General features: G+C 76.1%; 13 protein-coding genes. 7 read left to right on the forward strand and 6 right to left on the reverse strand.

Features of this window, described 5'->3' with window-relative positions; genetic code table 11:
• On the forward strand, positions 1 to 302 hold a 302-nt coding region (locus ACI79R_RS11445; protein ID WP_456573744.1), incomplete at its 5' end, for an LGFP repeat-containing protein.
• Positions 303 to 365: 63 nt separating this feature from the next.
• Here ACI79R_RS11445 and ACI79R_RS11450 read toward each other — a convergent pair.
• The 4 genes from ACI79R_RS11450 to ACI79R_RS11465 all read right to left on the reverse strand — a co-directional run bounded on the left by ACI79R_RS11450 (position 366) and on the right by ACI79R_RS11465 (position 4,684).
• Positions 366 to 2,132: an acetyl/propionyl/methylcrotonyl-CoA carboxylase subunit alpha gene (locus tag ACI79R_RS11450; RefSeq protein ID WP_456573745.1), complete on the reverse strand. Its 1,767-nt coding sequence runs from the start codon at positions 2,130 to 2,132 to the stop codon at positions 366 to 368.
• Positions 2,133 to 2,220: 88 nt separating this feature from the next.
• Entirely contained in the window at positions 2,221 to 2,823 is a 603-nt protein-coding gene (locus ACI79R_RS11455) for a Maf family protein (protein ID WP_456573746.1), read from the reverse strand.
• Positions 2,820 to 3,056, reverse strand: a complete 237-nt coding sequence (locus ACI79R_RS11460) for an acyl-CoA carboxylase subunit epsilon (protein WP_456573747.1) — start codon at positions 3,054 to 3,056, stop codon at positions 2,820 to 2,822. The genes ACI79R_RS11455 and ACI79R_RS11460 overlap by 4 nt, the downstream gene beginning before the upstream one ends.
• Positions 3,056 to 4,684, reverse strand: coding sequence for an acyl-CoA carboxylase subunit beta (locus ACI79R_RS11465; protein WP_456573748.1), 1,629 nt, complete (start codon positions 4,682 to 4,684; stop codon positions 3,056 to 3,058). The genes ACI79R_RS11460 and ACI79R_RS11465 overlap by 1 nt, the downstream gene beginning before the upstream one ends.
• Before the next feature lie 94 nt (positions 4,685 to 4,778).
• On the opposite strand from ACI79R_RS11465, the gene ACI79R_RS11470 reads away from it, so the two are divergent.
• The 3 genes from ACI79R_RS11470 to ACI79R_RS11480 all read left to right on the forward strand — a co-directional run bounded on the left by ACI79R_RS11470 (position 4,779) and on the right by ACI79R_RS11480 (position 7,841).
• Complete coding sequence (locus tag ACI79R_RS11470) at positions 4,779 to 5,627, forward strand: biotin--[acetyl-CoA-carboxylase] ligase (RefSeq protein ID WP_456573749.1); 849 nt, start codon at positions 4,779 to 4,781, stop codon at positions 5,625 to 5,627.
• 73 nt (positions 5,628 to 5,700) lie between these two features.
• Positions 5,701 to 6,258, forward strand: a complete 558-nt coding sequence (locus ACI79R_RS11475; RefSeq protein ID WP_456573750.1) for a PH domain-containing protein — start codon at positions 5,701 to 5,703, stop codon at positions 6,256 to 6,258.
• A 152-nt stretch (positions 6,259 to 6,410) separates the two neighbouring features.
• The gene (locus ACI79R_RS11480) at positions 6,411 to 7,841 is read left to right on the forward strand and encodes an acyltransferase family protein (protein ID WP_456573751.1); all 1,431 of its coding nucleotides are present in this window, start codon (positions 6,411 to 6,413) and stop codon (positions 7,839 to 7,841) included.
• A 25-nt stretch (positions 7,842 to 7,866) separates the two neighbouring features.
• Here ACI79R_RS11480 and ACI79R_RS11485 read toward each other — a convergent pair whose 3' ends face one another.
• A complete protein-coding gene (locus tag ACI79R_RS11485; RefSeq protein WP_456573752.1) occupies positions 7,867 to 10,434 on the reverse strand; it encodes a protein kinase domain-containing protein in 2,568 nt (855 codons plus the stop codon).
• 138 nt (positions 10,435 to 10,572) lie between these two features.
• Here ACI79R_RS11485 and ACI79R_RS11490 point away from each other — a divergent pair, with 138 nt between their 5' ends.
• Positions 10,573 to 11,724: an exonuclease SbcCD subunit D gene (locus ACI79R_RS11490; protein ID WP_456573753.1), complete on the forward strand. Its 1,152-nt coding sequence runs from the start codon at positions 10,573 to 10,575 to the stop codon at positions 11,722 to 11,724.
• Positions 11,721 to 14,681: an AAA family ATPase gene (locus ACI79R_RS11495; protein WP_456573754.1), complete on the forward strand. Its 2,961-nt coding sequence runs from the start codon at positions 11,721 to 11,723 to the stop codon at positions 14,679 to 14,681. Before ACI79R_RS11490 ends, ACI79R_RS11495 begins: the two co-directional genes overlap by 4 nt.
• A gap of 85 nt (positions 14,682 to 14,766) precedes the next feature.
• Here ACI79R_RS11495 and ACI79R_RS11500 read toward each other — a convergent pair whose 3' ends face one another.
• Entirely contained in the window at positions 14,767 to 15,267 is a 501-nt protein-coding gene (locus ACI79R_RS11500) for a GtrA family protein (RefSeq protein WP_456573755.1), read from the reverse strand.
• 115 nt (positions 15,268 to 15,382) lie between these two features.
• On the opposite strand from ACI79R_RS11500, the gene ACI79R_RS11505 reads away from it, so the two are divergent.
• On the forward strand, positions 15,383 to 16,585 hold the full coding sequence (locus ACI79R_RS11505) for a 5-(carboxyamino)imidazole ribonucleotide synthase (protein WP_456573756.1): 1,203 nt from the start codon (positions 15,383 to 15,385) through the stop codon (positions 16,583 to 16,585).
• Positions 16,586 to 16,607: the final 22 nt, after the last annotated feature.

Here is a 16,607-nt window from a genome sequence, read left to right on the forward strand (position 1 = left end):
CGCACGGTGGTCCGGCGGTGCTGGGCTATCCGATCGCCGACGACGGCGGGACCGCCGACGGCACCGGTGCGCTGGTGCGGCTGCAGGGCGGGGTCATCTACTGGTCGCCGGCCACCGGCGCGCACGTCGTCCGCGGCGCGACGCTGACCCGCTGGCGGGAGCTCGGCGCGCAGGCCGGGGTGCTCGGCTACCCGGTCGCCGGCCCGGTGGCCCGCACCGACGGGACCGGGACCGAGACCCGGTTCCAGCGCGGCACCCTCCTCGAGCGGCCGGACGGCACCGTGCAGCAGCTCCCGGCCTGAGCCCGGACGCGACGAGGGCCCGCCACCGGCGAACCGGTGGCGGGCCCTCGTCGTCCGGCGGGGCTACTCCGCGGCGTCGGCGATCGTGCAGATGACCGCACCGCTGGTGACGGTCGCGCCGACCTCGGCCGACAGCCCGGTCACGGTGCCCGCCTTGTGCGCGGTGATCGGCTGCTCCATCTTCATCGCCTCCAGGACGACGACGAGGTCGCCCGCGGCGACGGTCGCGCCCTCGTCGACGGCGACCTTGACGATCGTGCCCTGCATCGGCGAGGTGAGGGAGTCCCCCGACGCGCCGGACCCGCCGTGGCCGCCGCCGCGCTTGCGGGGCTTGGCGGCCGCACCCGGGGCGGCGCCGCCGCCGCCACCGGTGGCCAGGCCGGCGGGCAGGGAGACCTCGAGCCGGCGGCCGCCGACCTCGACCACGACGACCTGGCGCGGCTCGGCCTCGTCCTGCTCGGCCGGCGCGGCGGCGTAGGGCGGCACCTGGTTGTCCCACTCGGTCTCGATCCACCGGGTGTGCACGGTGAACGGCTCGGTGGTGAAGGCCTCGTCGCGGACGACGGCGCGGTGGAACGGGATGACCGTCGGCATGCCCTCGACCACCAGCTCGTCGAGCGCCCGCCGCGCGCGCTGCAGCGCCTCCTCGCGGGTGGCGCCGGTGACGATCAGCTTGGCCAGCATCGAGTCGAACGCGCCGGCCACCTCGCCACCGGTCTCGACGCCGGAGTCCCAGCGCACGCCGGGGCCCTGCGGGATCTCCAGCCGGGTGACCGGGCCGGGCGCGGGCATGAAGTTGCGCCCGGCGTCCTCGGCGTTGATCCGGAACTCGATGCTGTGGCCGCGCGGCGCCGGGTCCTCGGTGATCTCCAGGGGGAGGCCCTCGGCGATCCGGAACTGCTGGCGCACCAGGTCGATGCCGCTGGTCTCCTCGCTGACCGGGTGCTCGACCTGCAGCCGGGTGTTGACCTCGAGGAAGGAGATCGAGCCGTCGGTGCCCACCAGGTACTCGACGGTGCCGGCACCGTGGTAGCCGGCCTCCTTGCAGATGGCCTTGGCCGACTCGTGGATGCGCGCCCGCTGCTCGTCGGTGAGGAACGGCGCGGGGGCCTCCTCGACCAGCTTCTGGTTGCGCCGCTGCAGCGAGCAGTCGCGGGTGCCGACGACGATCACGTTGCCGTGGGTGTCGGCGAGCACCTGCGCCTCGACGTGCCGGGGCTTGTCCAGGAAGCGCTCGACGAAGCACTCGCCGCGGCCGAAGGCCGAGACGGCCTCGCGGACGGCGGAGTCGAACAGCTCGGGGATCTCCTCCTTGGTGCGGGCCACCTTCAGCCCGCGCCCGCCGCCGCCGAACGCGGCCTTGATCGCGACCGGCAGCCCGTGCTCCTCGGCGAAGGCCACGACCTCGTCGGCACCGCCGACCGGGTCCTTGGTGCCGGGCACCAGCGGCGCCCCGGCGCGGGTGGCGATGTGCCGGGCGGCGACCTTGTCGCCGAGGTCGATGATCGCCTGCGGGGAGGGGCCGATCCAGGTCAGCCCGGCGTCGATGACCGCCTGGGCGAACTCGGCGTTCTCCGACAGGAAGCCGTAGCCGGGGTGGACGGCGTCGGCGCCGGACTTCCGCGCGGCGTCGAGGATCTTGTCGATGACCAGGTAGGAGTCACCCGGCGTCGTCCCGCCGAGGGCGTGCGCCTCGTCCGCGGCGCGGACGTGCAGGGCGTCCCGGTCGGGCTCGGCGTACACGGCCACGCTGGTCAGCCCCGCGTCCTTGCAGGCGCGGGCGACGCGCACGGCGATCTCACCGCGATTGGCGATCAGGACCTTCTGCACCGGTGATCTCCCTCTCTAGCGCTCGTGCGGACTGTAACCACGGGCGCCCCGGGGGCGACCAGCAGGTCCGGGTGGTCGGGACGGGTGGTCAGCGCTGCCACAGGTCGGTGACCGCGACACCGCGACGGGCCAGCTGCACGCGCAGCGTCGCCAGCGACAACCCCACCACCGCGGCGGGGTCGCCGTCGACCCGGCGGACGAAGGAGGCGCCGAGGCCGTCGAGGGTGAAGGCGCCGGCCACCGCGAGCGGCTCGCCGGTGGCCAGGTAGGCCTCCAGCTCGGCCGGCGTGGGGTCGGCGAAGTGCACCGTGGTGGAGACGACGGCGACGTCCCGCCCGGTGACCTCACCGCCGGTGACCTCGAACAGCGCCTGGCCGGTGTGCAGCACGCCGGACCGGCCGGCCATGCGCTGCCAGCGGTCGCGGGCCTCGTGCGCGTCGGCGGGCTTGCCCATGGCCTGGCCGCGGAACTCCAGCAGCGAGTCGGCGCCGATGACCAGCGCGTCGGTCTCGCGGGCGGCCACCGCGGTGGCCTTGGCCGCCGCCAGCAGCGCCACCCGCTCGGCCACCCGGGCGGCCTGGACGGTGTCCTCGTCGACGTGGCTGACCACGACCTCCGGTGCCATCCCGGCCTGGCGCAGCAGCGCCAGCCGGGCCGGCGACGCCGACGCCAGCACCAGCCGCCGGGTCACGCGAACCGTCCCGACGCCCGCCAGCCGCCCGGGCCGGCCTGCACGGGACGCCGGTGGCCGTCGGCGTGGCTCGCCCACGCGCCCACGGGGACCGGCCGGCGCCGGGGGCGGCCCTGCTGGGCGAGCGCGGCCACCACGACGGTGAGGGCGGCGAGCTCCTCGTCCGTCGGCTCCCCCCGCACGATCCGCAGCAGCGGGCGCTGCGGTTCCGTCTCTCCTGTCGGCCCGGTCATCAGAGCGGGATGTTCCCGTGCTTCTTCGGCGGCAGCGTCTGGCGCTTGTTGGCCAGCAGCCGCAGCGCCCGGGTCACCTGCACCCGCGTGTGCGACGGCAGGATCACCTGGTCGACGAAGCCGCGGTCGGCGGCGATGTAGGGGTTGGCGAGGGTGTCCTCGTACTCCGCGATCAGCTCCGCGCGGCGGGCGTCGGGGTCCTCGGCCGCGGCCAGCTCCTTGCGGTACAGGATGCCGACGGCCCCCTGCGCCCCGACGACGGCGATCTGCGCGGTCGGCCAGGCCAGGTTGACGTCGGCGCCCAGGTGCTTGGAGCCCATGACGTCGTAGGCCCCGCCGTAGGCCTTGCGGGTGATGACCGTGACCTTGGGGACGGTGGCCTCGGCGTAGGCGTAGATGAGCTTGGCGCCGCGGCGGATGATCCCCTCCCACTCCTGCGAGGTGCCGGGCAGGAAGCCGGGGACGTCGACGAAGGTCAGCACGGGGATGTTGAAGGCGTCGCAGGTGCGGACGAACCGCGCGGCCTTCTCGCTGGCGTCGATGTCGAGCGTGCCGGCGAACTGGGTGGGCTGGTTGGCCACGACGCCGACCGGCCGGCCCTCGACCCGGCCGAAGCCGATGAGGATGTTCGGCGCGAACAGCGGCTGCACCTCGAGGAACTCGCCGTCGTCGAGCACGTGCTCGATGACGGCGTGCATGTCGTAGGGCGTGTTCGCCGAGTCGGGGATGAAGGTGTCGAGCTCGCGGTCGGAGTCGGTCACCGCGTCGGGCAGCGTGACGTCGACCGGGGCCACCTCGACCGCCGGCAGCGGGTCGAGGTTGTTGCTCGGCAGGTAGGACAGCAGCGCCTTGACGTACTCCAGCGCGTCGGTCTCGTCCTCGGCCAGGTAGTGCGCCACCCCGGACTTGGTGTTGTGGGTGCGCGCGCCGCCGAGCTCCTCGAGGGTGACGTCCTCGCCGGTCACCGTCTTCACCACGTCGGGGCCGGTGATGAACATCTGGCTGGTCTTGTCGACCATGACGATGAAGTCGGTGAGCGCGGGGGAGTAGACGTGGCCGCCGGCCGCCGCGCCCATCACCAGCGAGATCTGCGGGATGACGCCGGAGGCGTGCACGTTGCGCAGGAAGATCTCGCCGTAGAGGCCGAGGGAGACCACGCCCTCCTGGATCCGCGCGCCGCCGCCCTCGTTGATGCCGATGACCGGGCAGCCGTTCTTGATGGCCAGGTCGAGCACCTTGACGATCTTCTCGCCGTAGACCTCGCCGAGGCTGCCGCCGAAGACGGTGACGTCCTGGGAGAAGACGCACACCGGCCGCCCGTCGACGGTTCCGTAGCCGGTGACGACGCCGTCGCCGAAGGGCCGGCGGGCGTCCATCCCGAAGTTGGTGGAGCGGTGGCGGGCGAACTCGTCGAGCTCGGTGAACGAGCCCGGGTCCAGCAGCGCCTCGATGCGCTCGCGGGCGGTCATCTTGCCGGCGGCGTGCTGCTTCTCCACCGCCCGCTCCGAGCCGGCGTGGACGGCCTCCTCGACCCGCCGCTCGAAGTCCGCCAGCTTGCCGGCGGTGGTGTGGATGTCGATGTCGTCGGGGACGTGCTCCCCGGCGCTCTCGAGTTCGGCCGCGCTCACGCATCCTCCTCGCTGGCGCTCTCCGGCCGCGATCGCGGCGCTGCGTCGGGGCGTGGGCTCGCCAGCGCGCCCACGGGTTCCGTAGCGTAGGTGAGTGCCGGAGACGCCATCAGCCCGCTCCCGCTGGTCAGACCTGGAGCGCCCGGCGCTGGACGCCGCCGCCCTCGGCGAGGCCCTGACGCGGGAGGGCTCGCTGTGGCGCGACCTGCGGGTCGTCGACCAGGTGGGCTCGACCAACGCCGACCTCGTCGCCGCGGCGGCCGCCGACGCCCCGGAGGGGACGGTGCTGGTCGCCGAGTACCAGGACGCCGGTCGCGGCCGGCTCGACCGGGCCTGGAGCTCCCCGCCCCGCGCCGGCCTCACCGTCTCGGTCCTGCTGCGCCCCGACGTCCCCGCCGCCCGGCGCGGCTGGCTGCCGCTGCTGGTCGGGGTCGCCCTGGCCGAGGCGGTCGGGCAGGTGCCCGGCGTCCGCACCTCGCTGAAGTGGCCCAACGACCTGCTGGCCGCCGACGGCACCAAGCTCGCCGGGATCCTCGCCGAGGTCTCCGGCACCGCGGTCGTCGTCGGGGTCGGGCTCAACGTCTCCACGCGGCCCGACGAGCTGCCTCCGACCGGCTCGTCGCTGGCCCTCGAGGTCGGCCGCACCGTCGACCGCGCACCGGTGCTGCTGGAGTACCTGCGGGCGCTGGAGCGCCGGTACCGGCCGTGGGTCGCCGCGCTCGGCGACCCGGTGCAGAGTGGGCTGGCGCACGACTACCTCGCCTGGTGCTCCACGGTCGGGACGGAGGTGACCGTGACGCTGCCGGACGGCTCCTCCCTGAGCGGCGTGGCCGAGGCGGTGGACTGGGACGGCCGGCTGGTCGTGCGGACGCCCGAGGGCACGGTGGAGCTGGCCAGCGGCGACGTCCGCCACGTCCGCCCGGGTCGCGGGGGACGCGTGTGACGGGTGGCGCGGACACGGCGCCACCGCACACCGGGGGCTGCCGGGCGCGAGCGGCGTCGGCCATCCTGTCGCCGTGCCGTACCCCGACAAGCTCCTCGCCCACGACGAACAGGTCGTGCGGCACCTCCACCCGCACTGGCTGACGATCTTCTGGCCCGTCGTCCTGTTCCTGCTCGTCGTGGGCGGTGCCTCCTTCGGCGCCGCGGTCGTGCCCGACGGGCGGCAGCAGGGGCTGGTCCGGCTGCTGATCGTGGCGCTGGCCGCCGTCCTGCTGCTGGTCTTCGTGCTCGTGCCTCTGCTGCGCTGGCGGACCACCCACTACGTCATCACCACGCACCGGCTGCTGTTCCGGGAGGGCATCCTGGCGCGCAAGGGGCGCGACATCGGGCTGTCCCGCATCACCGACGTCTCCTACAGCCAGAGCGTCTGGGAGCGGCTGATCAACTCCGGGACCCTCACCATCGAGTCCGCCGGCGACAGCGGTGCGACCGTGCTCAAGCAGATCCCGGACAGCGACGGCGTGCAGCAGCTGCTCAACCACATGGTCGAAGAGGACGCCGACCGGCGCGGCCGGGAGAACGCCGGGTACATCCGCGGGGACGACCAGGGATACGACGCTCCGGCGTTCTGACCTGCGCGGTCGGTGTCGCGCTGTCAACACCTGCCGACGGAGCGTGACGGATTCGTCGTGTCCTCGACTGAAGTCGCTGGTGGGACGCCCTTACTGTGGCTGGGACGCCAATCCGGACCGTTCCCTCACGGGACACGACGTTGGGTTCTCCTGTGACGAACAAGCACACCGCCAGCGCGCACCGCGCTGATGGCTCCGGGCCGGCGGCGACGCCGTCGGCCCACCCCATCTCCCGAGGTGAGATCCGCGCGCTGACCGGCCTGCGCATCGTCGCGGCCATGTGGGTGCTGGTGTTCCACCTGCAGAGCGGGCTGCGGGGCACCTTCGGCACCCACATCGACCCGTTCATGCCGGTGATCCAGGCCGGCTGGCTGGGCGTGGACCTCTTCTTCGTGCTCAGCGGCTTCGTGATGGCGCTGACCTACCTGGACACGATGGGGTCGCGCGTGGACGCGCGCCGGATCGGCGTGTTCCTGTGGGCGCGGCTGAGCCGGGTCTGGCCGCTGTGGATCCTGCTGACGGTCCTGTTCTCCGGGTGGCTGCTGCTCACCGACCACGGGCTGAACGCCCCGCCGGACCGGCAGCGGATCGTCACGCTGTGGGGCCTGGTCGAGCAGCTGTTCATGGTGCAGGTCTGGCACCGCGAGTCCATCTTCGGCGCCACCTACGTGCAGCCGGGTTGGTCGCTGAGCGTGGAGTTCCTCGCCTACGTCGCCTTCCCGCTGGTCGTCCTCGTCCTGTGGCGGCTGCGCCGGCTGCCGGCCGCGGTCCTGGCCGTGCTCGCGGTGGGCGTGATGGCCCCCCTCGGCGCGATGTCCTTCGCCGGCAACGGTGACTTCGACATCCCCTGGATCCTGCGGATCGCCGGTGCGTTCGTCGCCGGTGGGCTGGTGTGCCTGACCGTCCGGCGGATGGGCTCCTCGCCGGTGGCGGAGCGCTGGGGCGCGTTCGTCGCGGCGTTCGCCGTGGTCGAGATCCTGGTCGTCTGCTACTGGGGCTCGGTCCGTTCCGCCGGCGAGCCGGGGATCTACGTCGGCGTCTCGGCGCTCTTCTTCCCCGTGCTGGTCGGAGCGCTGGCGGTGGCGCCGCCGCGGGGCGTGGCCGGGTTCCTCGGCCGCGAGACCATGGTCCTCGGCGGGAAGATCTCCTTCGCCCTCTACCTGGTGCACTCGATCGTGTTCGAGGTGTTCGACGACCTCGCCAAGCGGGTCCCGCAGATCGCGCACGGAACGGCGCTGTGGTCGTTCATGCAGCCGGTCCTGATCGTGGTGTCGGTGCTCGCGGCCTGGCTGCTCTGGCGGTTCGTCGAGGAGCCGGCGCGCAAGTGGATGCGCCGCATCGGCCCGCAGGGCAGCAAGCGCGGCGTCGTCGCGGCCAGCGAGGGGCACTTCGTCACGGTCGGTCCGGCCGAGGTGCTCGGCATGACCGACACGATGGCCCCGCCGCGGACCGCCGTCCCCAGCGCTCCGGGTCTGCCGGTGTCGCGGCGGGCGTCGCTGCCGCCGCTCCCGCACGAGGCGCCGATCCGCTCGGCGGTCCCGGAGGCCCAGGTGCTGAGCCGGGGGCCGGGCCACCGGGCCTGACCGCACGGCCGCAGCGCACCCCCGCTCAGCGCGGACCCCATGCCGGGGCGTGGATCGTCACGTCCTCCGGATCGGGCAGCTGGCGGGGGTGCGCGCCGTCCGGGCCCATGACCCAGACGTGCGAGACGCCGTCGTCGGTGGGCAGGCTGCGCTTGACGGCCAGCGCGTCGCCGCCGGGGGACCACGCCGGGTCCTGGTCGTAGCCGCCGGAGGTCACCTCGCGCTCGCCGGAACCGTCGGCGGCCATCACGACGACCACCGCCTCGCCCGGGGCGACGACCCGGCGGAACGCCAACTGCGTGCCGTCGGGTGACCAGACGGGGTCGGCGTCGCTGGCGGAGTCGGTGAGCCGGCGCGGTGCCGATCCGCCGTCGGCGGCCACGGCGTACAGCGCGCCGCCGTCCACGCCGGGGTCGTCGTTGCCCCAGTACGCCACCTCGGTGCCGTCGGGGGAGAACGCGACGTCGGCGAGGAACGGGACGCCGGGGTCCAGGTCCCGCACCGTCGCGCCGTCGAGGCCGACCACCCGCAGCGAGGCGCCGTCGGGGCCGGAGCAGGCGAGGGCGAGCTGGGTCGGGTCCGAGACGTTCCACGCCGGCCGCTGCGGCTGCGGGCAGTCCGCGGGGGCCGGGTCGAACAGCGGCCGGTCGCCGCTGCCGTCGGTGCCCACCACCCGGAGCTCGGCGGTCTGCCCGTCGCCGTACCAGTAGACGACCGACCGCCGGTCCGGGGAGATCACCGGGTGCAGTGCGCGCCCGGAGTCGGTCAGCCGGGTGCCCACCGCGCCGGTGTCGGCGTCGACCAGCCACAGGTCGACGGCGGTCTCCAGGTAGGAGCTCGAGGGGTCGACCTGGTGCGGGACGACCAGGGTGCCGGCCGGCAGCGCGGGCCCGCGGGGGAGCGCGGCCAGCGCCTGCTCCGCGTCGGTTCCGCCGGCGTCGCCCGACGGGGCGCGGCCCGGGTCGTCCCCGCGGGTGAGCAGCCAGATCAGCGCGCCGGCAGCGAGCAGCAGGACGACGGCGAGCAGTGCCGGCCAGCGGCGGCGGCGCTGCGGCCGGGCGGGGCCGGGTGGCGGGGGCGGGCCGGTGCGCGCGGCCGGGGGCGGGCCCGCGTCCCGGACCCCGGCGTCCCGGACCCCGGCGTCCCGGACCGCGCCCCGCGGCGGGATTGGGTGCTGCCACGGCGGCGGGGTGGCGGGCAGCCTCGGCAGCGGAGGCGGGTGCGCCGGGAGGGCGGCCGGTGCCGGTGGGGTGGCGCCGGCCGGCGGGCCCGGCACCGGCGCCGGGCGCGGCCCGGTGGACGGTGGTGGATGCGGCCCGGTGGACGGTGGGCGCGGTCCGGTCCGGGGACCGGTCGGCGGCCCGGCGGCGGGCCGGACGACGGTCGTCGGCTCGCCGCCCGCGCCCGGCGCGCCGGCGGCCGCCTCGACGGTGGCCAGCAGCCCGGGCAGGTCCGGCGGGCAGAAGGCGGAGGCGAGGTCGGCCACCACCCGGGCGCTGCGGCCGCCGCCGGCGACCTCCACGGTGACGTGCTGGGCGGCGCCGGTGCGGCCCGCGCGGGCGACCGACGGAGGCGGGTCCAGCAGGGAGCCCGGCAGGTCGAAGAAGCGGGTGCGGCGGACCAGCGCGGCGATGCACTGCGCGTCGTCCGCGGGCAGCCGGTCGGTGTGCACCGGTCCGGTGACGGCCGGGCCGCCCCGGGCCCGCCGGGCGACGGTGATCCGGTACGGCAGCGGCGGGGCGGGCGGCAGGTCGGTCAGCGCGGCGGCGGCGTCGGCGGCCAGGGCGCGGGCGGTCGGGTACCGCTCCGCGGGGTCCTTGGCCATGGCGCGGGCGACGACGTCGTCCAGGCGCGGCGGCAGCCACGGGACGACGGCCGTCGGCCGCGGCGGCGGCAGGGAGAGGTGGCCGTGCAGGGCGGCGGCCACCGACGCGCCGCCGAAGGGCACCGACCCGGTCAGCAGCCGGTACAGCACGCAGCCCAGCGAGTAGACGTCGGAGCGGCCGTCGAGCGGGCGGGACTCGATCTGCTCGGGGGAGGCGTACTCGAAGGTGGCGAGGACCGCGCCGGTGCGGGTGATGCGGGTGCCGCCGTCCAGCGACTTGGCGATGCCGAAGTCGGTGAGGAAGACCTGCTCCGGCTCGTCGGCGTCCTCGCGCGCCAGCAGCACGTTGGCCGGCTTCACGTCGCGGTGCACCATGTTGCGGCGGTGCGCGCTGTCCAGGGCCGCGGCGACCTCGGTGACGATGTGCACCACCCGCTCGGCCGGCATCAGCCCGCCCGCGGCGGCCAGCGCCTCCTCGGCGTCGATGCCCTCGATGTAGGGCATGGCCAGCCACAGCCGCCCGCGGTCCTCGCCGCGGTCGAGCACCGGGACGATGTTGCGGTGCGCCAGCCCGGCCACCAGGTCGGCCTCGCGCAGGAACCGCCGGGTGTGGTCGGGCTCGGCGGAGAGCTCGGGACGCAGCACCTTGAGCGCGTCGGAGCGGGGCAGCCGCGGGTGCCGGGCCAGGTAGACGGCGCCCATCCCGCCCTCGCCGAGCAATCGCTCGACGGTGTACCCGGCGAAGACGTCGCCCGGAGCGAGTGGCACGGCAGCAGCCTCCCGGAGCGACGGTGGGACGGATGCTAGGGACGGCGGGCCGGGCTGTCACCGGGCAGCGCGCTGTGACGGGTCCGTCACGGCGAGCCTGGCCGGTTTCGTCGGTACCCCCGCCTACCTTCTGCGGCCATGCGGCTCCTGCACACCTCGGACTGGCACATCGGCCGGTCGCTCCACGGCACCGAGCTGCTCGCCGAGCAGGAGGCGGTGCTCGGCCGGCTGGCGGAGGTCGTCGCCGAGGAGTCGGTCGACGTGGTGGTGGTGTCCGGTGACGTCTACGACCGGGCCATCCCCTCGGCCGACGCGACGGCGGTGCTCGACCGCGTGCTCATGCGGCTGCGCAGCGCCGGGGCGGTCGTCGTCCTCACCCCGGGCAACCACGACTCCGCGCGCCGGCTCTCCTTCGGCGCCGGGCTCATGGCCTCCTCGGGGGTGCACGTGCGCGCGGTGACCGCCGCGCTCGACGAGCCGGTGCTGCTGGCCGACGCGCACGGCGAGGTGGCGGTCTACGGGCTGCCGTACCTGGAGCCGGAGGTGGCGCGGCACGAGCTCGGCCTCGAGGAGGCCCGCAGCCACGAGGCGGTGCTCGGCGAGGCGATGCGCCGGGTCCGCGCCGACCTGGCCCGGCGGCCGGGCGCGCGCTCGGTCGTGCTCGCGCACGCCTTCGTCGGCGGCGGGGTGGCCAGCGAGAGCGAGCGCGACATCTGCGTCGGCGGGGTCGACCTCGTGCCGGCGTCGGTGTTCGACGGCGTCGACTACGTCGCCCTCGGCCACCTGCACCGGCCGCAGACGCTGTCGCCGCGGCTCCGGTACAGCGGCTCGCCGCTGGCCTACTCCTTCGGCGAGGCCGGCCAGCAGAAGCAGGCGTGGCTGGTCGACCTCGACGCCTCCGGCCTGGCCGAGGTCCGTCCCGTGCCGCTGCCCACCCCGCGGCCGCTGGTCGTGCTGACCGGCACCCTGACCGAGCTGCTGGAGGACGCCGCCCACACCGCGGCCGAGGAGGCGTTCGTCTCGGCCCGGCTGACCGACCCGGTGCGGCCGGCCGACCCGATGCGCCGGCTGCAGGGCCGCTTCCCGCACTGCGTGCACCTGGAGTGGAGCGGCAGCGGCGCGGTGGCCGACGGCCGCAGCTACCGGGAGCGGCTGCGCGGGCGCAGCGACATCGACGTCGCCGGCGAGTTCGTCACGCACGTCCGCGACGGCGTCGGCGTCACCGCCGCCGAGCGCGAGCTGCTCGGCCGGGCGCTGGGCGCCGCGGCCCGCGAGGAGGTGGCCCGGTGAGGCTCCACTCGCTCACCCTGACCGCGTTCGGCCCGTTCCCCGGCACCGAGACCGTCGACCTCGACGCGGTGGCCCGCGACGGGCTGTTCCTGCTGTGGGGTCCCACCGGGGCCGGCAAGACGACCCTGCTCGACGCGGTGGTCTTCGCCCTCTACGGCACCGTTCCCGGCGCCCGCGGCGAGGAGAAGCGGCTGCGCAGCGACCACGCCGCCGCCGACGTGCGCACCGAGGTCACCTGCGAGCTGACCCTCGCCGGGGAACGGCTGCGGGTCACCCGCCGGCCGGAGCAGCAGCGGCCGAAGAAGCGCGGTGAGGGCATGACCACCGAGCAGGCCAAGCTCGTGGTCTCCCGGCTGACCGACGGCGGCTGGGAGCCGGTCAGCACCCGGATCGACGAGGGCTCCGACCACCTGCGCACCCGCCTGGGTCTCGACGTCCACCAGTTCTGCCAGGTCGTGCTGCTGCCCCAGGGCGACTTCGCCCGGTTCCTGCGTGCCGAGCCCGAGGCCCGCGCCGAGCTGCTGCGCACGCTGTTCGACGTCGGCCGGTTCGCCCGCGCCGAGGAGTGGCTGGCCGGCGAGCGGCGGGCCGCCGACGAGGCGCTGCGCACGGAGCGGGCGCGGATGGGCGCGCTGCTGGCCCGGGTCGCGCAGATCGCCGACGTCGACGTGCCCGAGGAGCTGGCGCCGGAGCTGGTCGGCGCCGATCCGCGGGGGCCGGTGCACCGGTGGGTCGGCGCCGTCCGCACCCGGGCCGCCGCCGACCTCGCCTCCGCCACGGCCGCGGCGGAGGAGGCCGCGGTCGCGGCGACCGCGGCCTCGGCCGAGCTGGCCGGGGCCCGCGCGCTGGCCGACCGGCACGACCGGCGGGCCCGCGCCGAGCGGGAGCTGGCCCGGCTGACCGCGGAGGAGCCGGCGCTGGTGCCGGTGCGCGCCCGGCGCGACGCCGGCCGCCGGGCCGAGGCGCTGCGCGACGTGCTGGAGGCCGCCGGGCGCGCCGCGCTCGCGGCCGAGACCGCCGCCGGCGCGCTCACCGGTGCCCGCGCGGCGTGGGCGGAGGTGGCCGAGGGCCGCGACGCCGCCACCGACGTGGCACGGGAGCTGCGCGACGCCGCCGCCGAGGCTCGGGCGCTGCTGCCGGAGGCGGCCCGGGCCGCCGAGCTGCGCCGGCGGGTGCCCGCGCTCGAGGCCCGGATCGCCGACCTCACCAGCCGCTGCGCCGAGGCCGAGGAGCAGCTGGCCGCGGAGCCGGCCCGGCTGGCCGCCCGGCAGGAGGCCGTGGAGGTCGCCGCGGCGGCCGCCGCCCGGCTGCCCGGGCTGGAGGTCGCGGCGGCCACCGCACGGGCCGCGCTGACCGCGGCGCGCTCGGCCGAGCGCCTGGAGCCGGTGCTGGCGGCCGCCCGCACGGCCGCCGACCAGGCCCGCGAGGCGTGGCTGGCCGCTCGCGAGCACCTGGTCGACGTGCGCACTCGGCGGCTCGACGGCATGGCCGCCGAGCTCGCCGCCGGCCTGGCCGACGGCGAGGACTGCCCGGTCTGCGGGGCCACCGACCATCCGCGCCCGGCCGCGCCGGCCGCGGCGTCGGTGACCGCCGATGACGAGGACGCCGCCCGCGAGCAGGTCGACGCCGCCGAGTCGCGGGCGGCGGCGGCACGGGCGGCCGTCGAGGAGCACGCCCGCGAGCTCGCCGCGCTGCGCGCTCGCGCTGGGGAGCTGCCGGCGGCCGAGCTGGCCGCTGCGGCCGAGGCCGCCGACGCCGAGCTGGCCGGGGTCGCGGCCGCCGCGGCCGCCCTGGACGACGCCCGGGCCCGGCTCGCGGCGCTGACCGAGCAGCGGGAGCAGGCCGCCCGCGCGCTGGCGGAGGACCGCGAGGAGCTGCAGCGGTGCGCCGCGGAGCACGCGGCGCGGGTCGCCGACCTCGCCGAGCTCGCCGGCCGGCTGGACGCCGTCCGGGGCGCCGACCGCGACCTCGACGCCCGCGCCCGCCGGCTGACCGCGGCGGCCGAGCGCTGCGAGGCGGTGCTGGCCGCCGAGACCGAGGAGCTGCGCGCCCGGGTCGCCGCCGACACCGCCCGTGCCGCCGCCGAGGAGCGTGCCGCCGGGGCCGGTTTCGCCGACGTCCTCGACGCCTCCGACGCACTGCTGGAGGCCGGCGAGCTGGCCGCGCTCGACCGGCGGATCACCGAGGCCGAGCACGCCCGGGCGACCGTCCTGGGAGTGCTGGCCGAGCCCGAGCTCGCCGACCTGGGGGAGCGGCCGGACCTCGACGCGCTGCAGCGGCGGTGCCAGGAGCTCACCGCGCGCCGCGAGGAGGCCGTCGCCGCCCGCGACCGCGCCACCCGCTGCGCCGGCTCGCTGGCCGGCGTGGCCGGCGAGCTGGTCGCCGCGGAGGAGACCCTCGCCCAGCTGCGGGCCACCGCCGAGCAGGTCTCGGGCCTGGCCGACCTCGTCGGCGGACGCGGCGCCAACACCAAGCGGATGCGGCTGCAGTCCTTCGTGCTGGCCGCCCGGCTGGAGCAGGTGGCCGAGGTGGCCAGCCGGCGGCTGCTGGAGATGTCGGGCAGCCGCTACACCTTCCGGCACAGCGACGCGCAGGGCCGCCACGGCGCCCGCGGCGGGCTCGGGCTGGACGTCTTCGACGAGTACACCGGCACGCTCCGGCCGACCAAGACGCTGTCCGGCGGCGAGAGCTTCATGGCCTCCCTGGCCCTGGCGCTGGGCCTGGCCGACGTCGTCACCGCCGAGAGCGGCGGCGTGCAGATGGACACCCTCTTCGTCGACGAGGGCTTCGGCACCCTCGACGCCCGCGCGCTGGACTCGGTGATGGCCGTGCTCGACGAGCTGCGCCGCGGTGGCCGCACCGTCGGGGTGATCAGCCACCTCGAGGAGCTGCGCACCCGGATCCCCACCACGGTCGAGGTGCTCGCCGGGCGGGAGGGCTCCCGGCTGGCGGGCTGACTCCGGCCGGGCCCGGGCCCGGAACGACTCCGGCCGGCCCGCGGGTGCGGACCGGCCGGAGTCGGTGGTGGTGCGGGCGCCGCGGTCAGGCGGCGGCGCGGAGGTCCTGCGGCTCGGGGCGCTCGGCGATGCGGGCGGCCGGGTGGTCGCTGGCGACGAAGACCCAGCGCCGGTAGCTCAGGAAGCGGATCAGCGTGCCCAGCGCGATCGCCGACAGGTTGGCGGCCTGCAGCACCAGCGGGCTGTCCTGGCCCAGCGGATAGCGCACCAGCGCCACGATGCCCAGCGACAGCAGCAGGGTGAACACGTTGACGACGAAGAAGACCGTCAGCTCCCGCTTGGGGCCGGTGCGCTCGCGGTGGGAGAACGACCAGTAGCGGTGCGCGTAGTAGGACACCCACACGGAGATGACCGTGCTGACCAGCTTCGAGGTCACCGCCCCCACGCCGAGCTCGGCGTAGAGCAGCTGGAAGAGGCCGACGTCCAGCAGGAAGCAGAAGCCGCCGACGACGACGAAGGCGCCGCCCTCCTTGACGAGGGTCCGCCACAAGGGGGTCTGCGGCGCCCCGTCCGCGTGCGCGTTCATCGCGGCGGAGTCTACGTGGCGGACTGGTCATTCCCGGTGACTCTGCGCATGTGTCGTCGGTCGCGAACGGCCCCGGGTGGGCCCCGCCGGGGAGCGCGGAGGATCATGGATCCCCGTGTCTGCCGCACTCGACCCCGCGACGGGGCTGCCGGTGGTCGCCATGGTCGGCGGCGGGCAGCTCGCCCGGATGACGCACCAGGCCGCGATCGCCCTCGGCCAGTCGCTGCGTGTCCTCTCCTCCGGCGCGGGGGAGTCCGCCGCGCTGGTCGCCGCCGACGTGGAGCTGGGCGACCACCGCGACCTCGACGCGCTGCGCCGGGTCGCCGACGGCGCCACCGTGGTCACCTTCGACCACGAGCACGTGCCCACCGAGCACCTCGCCGCCCTCGAGGCCGACGGCGTCCGCGTGGCTCCGGGGTCGGCCGCCCTGGTGCACGCGCAGGACAAGCTCGTGCTGCGCCGGGCGCTGGCCGGGGCCGGCGAGCCGCAGCCGGCGTGGGCGGAGGTGAGCACCCCCACCGGGCTGGCCGACTTCGCCGGCGCGCACGGCTGGCCCGTCGTCCTCAAGACCCCGCGCGGTGGCTACGACGGCCACGGCGTCTTCGTCGTCTCCGACGCGGCGGAGGCCGCTCCGCTGCTCGAACGGCACGGCACGCTGCTGGCCGAGGAGCGGGTGCCGATGGTGCGCGAGCTGGCCGCGCTTGTCGCCCGCTCGCCGTTCGGGCAGGTCGCCGCCTGGCCGGTGGTGGAGACGGTGCAGCGCGACGGCGTCTGCCACGAGGTGCTCGCCCCCGCGCCCGGGCTGTCGGAGGAGGCCTCGGCCGCGGCCCAGGAGCTGGCCATCCGGATCGCCGACCGGCTCGGCGTCGTGGGCCTGCTCGCCGTCGAGCTGTTCGAGACCGCCGACGGCGTGCTGGTCAACGAACTCGCCATGCGCCCGCACAACTCCGGCCACTGGACGATCGAGGGCTCGCGGACCAGCCAGTTCGAGCAGCACCTGCGCGCCGTCCTCGACTACCCGCTGGGCGCCACCGCCATGACCGCGCCGGTCGTGGTCATGGCCAACGTGCTGGGCGGCGCGGCGGCCGCGGAGGACTGGACCGGCCCCCGCCTCGACGAGCGGGTCCACCACCTCATGGCGCACTGGCCGGACGTGAAGCTGCACTGGTACGGCAAGGGGCAGCGCCCCGGCCGCAAGCTCGGGCACGTCACCGCGCTGGGCGAGGACCTGGCCGAGGTCCGCGCGCGGGCGACCGCGGCGGCCCGGTACCTGGCCGACGGCGTCGTGGACCCGGCCTTCGCCTTTCCCGAGCACTGAGCCTTCCCGAGCAGTGAGCCTT

Source organism: Blastococcus sp. SYSU D00820, from assembly GCF_054050695.1.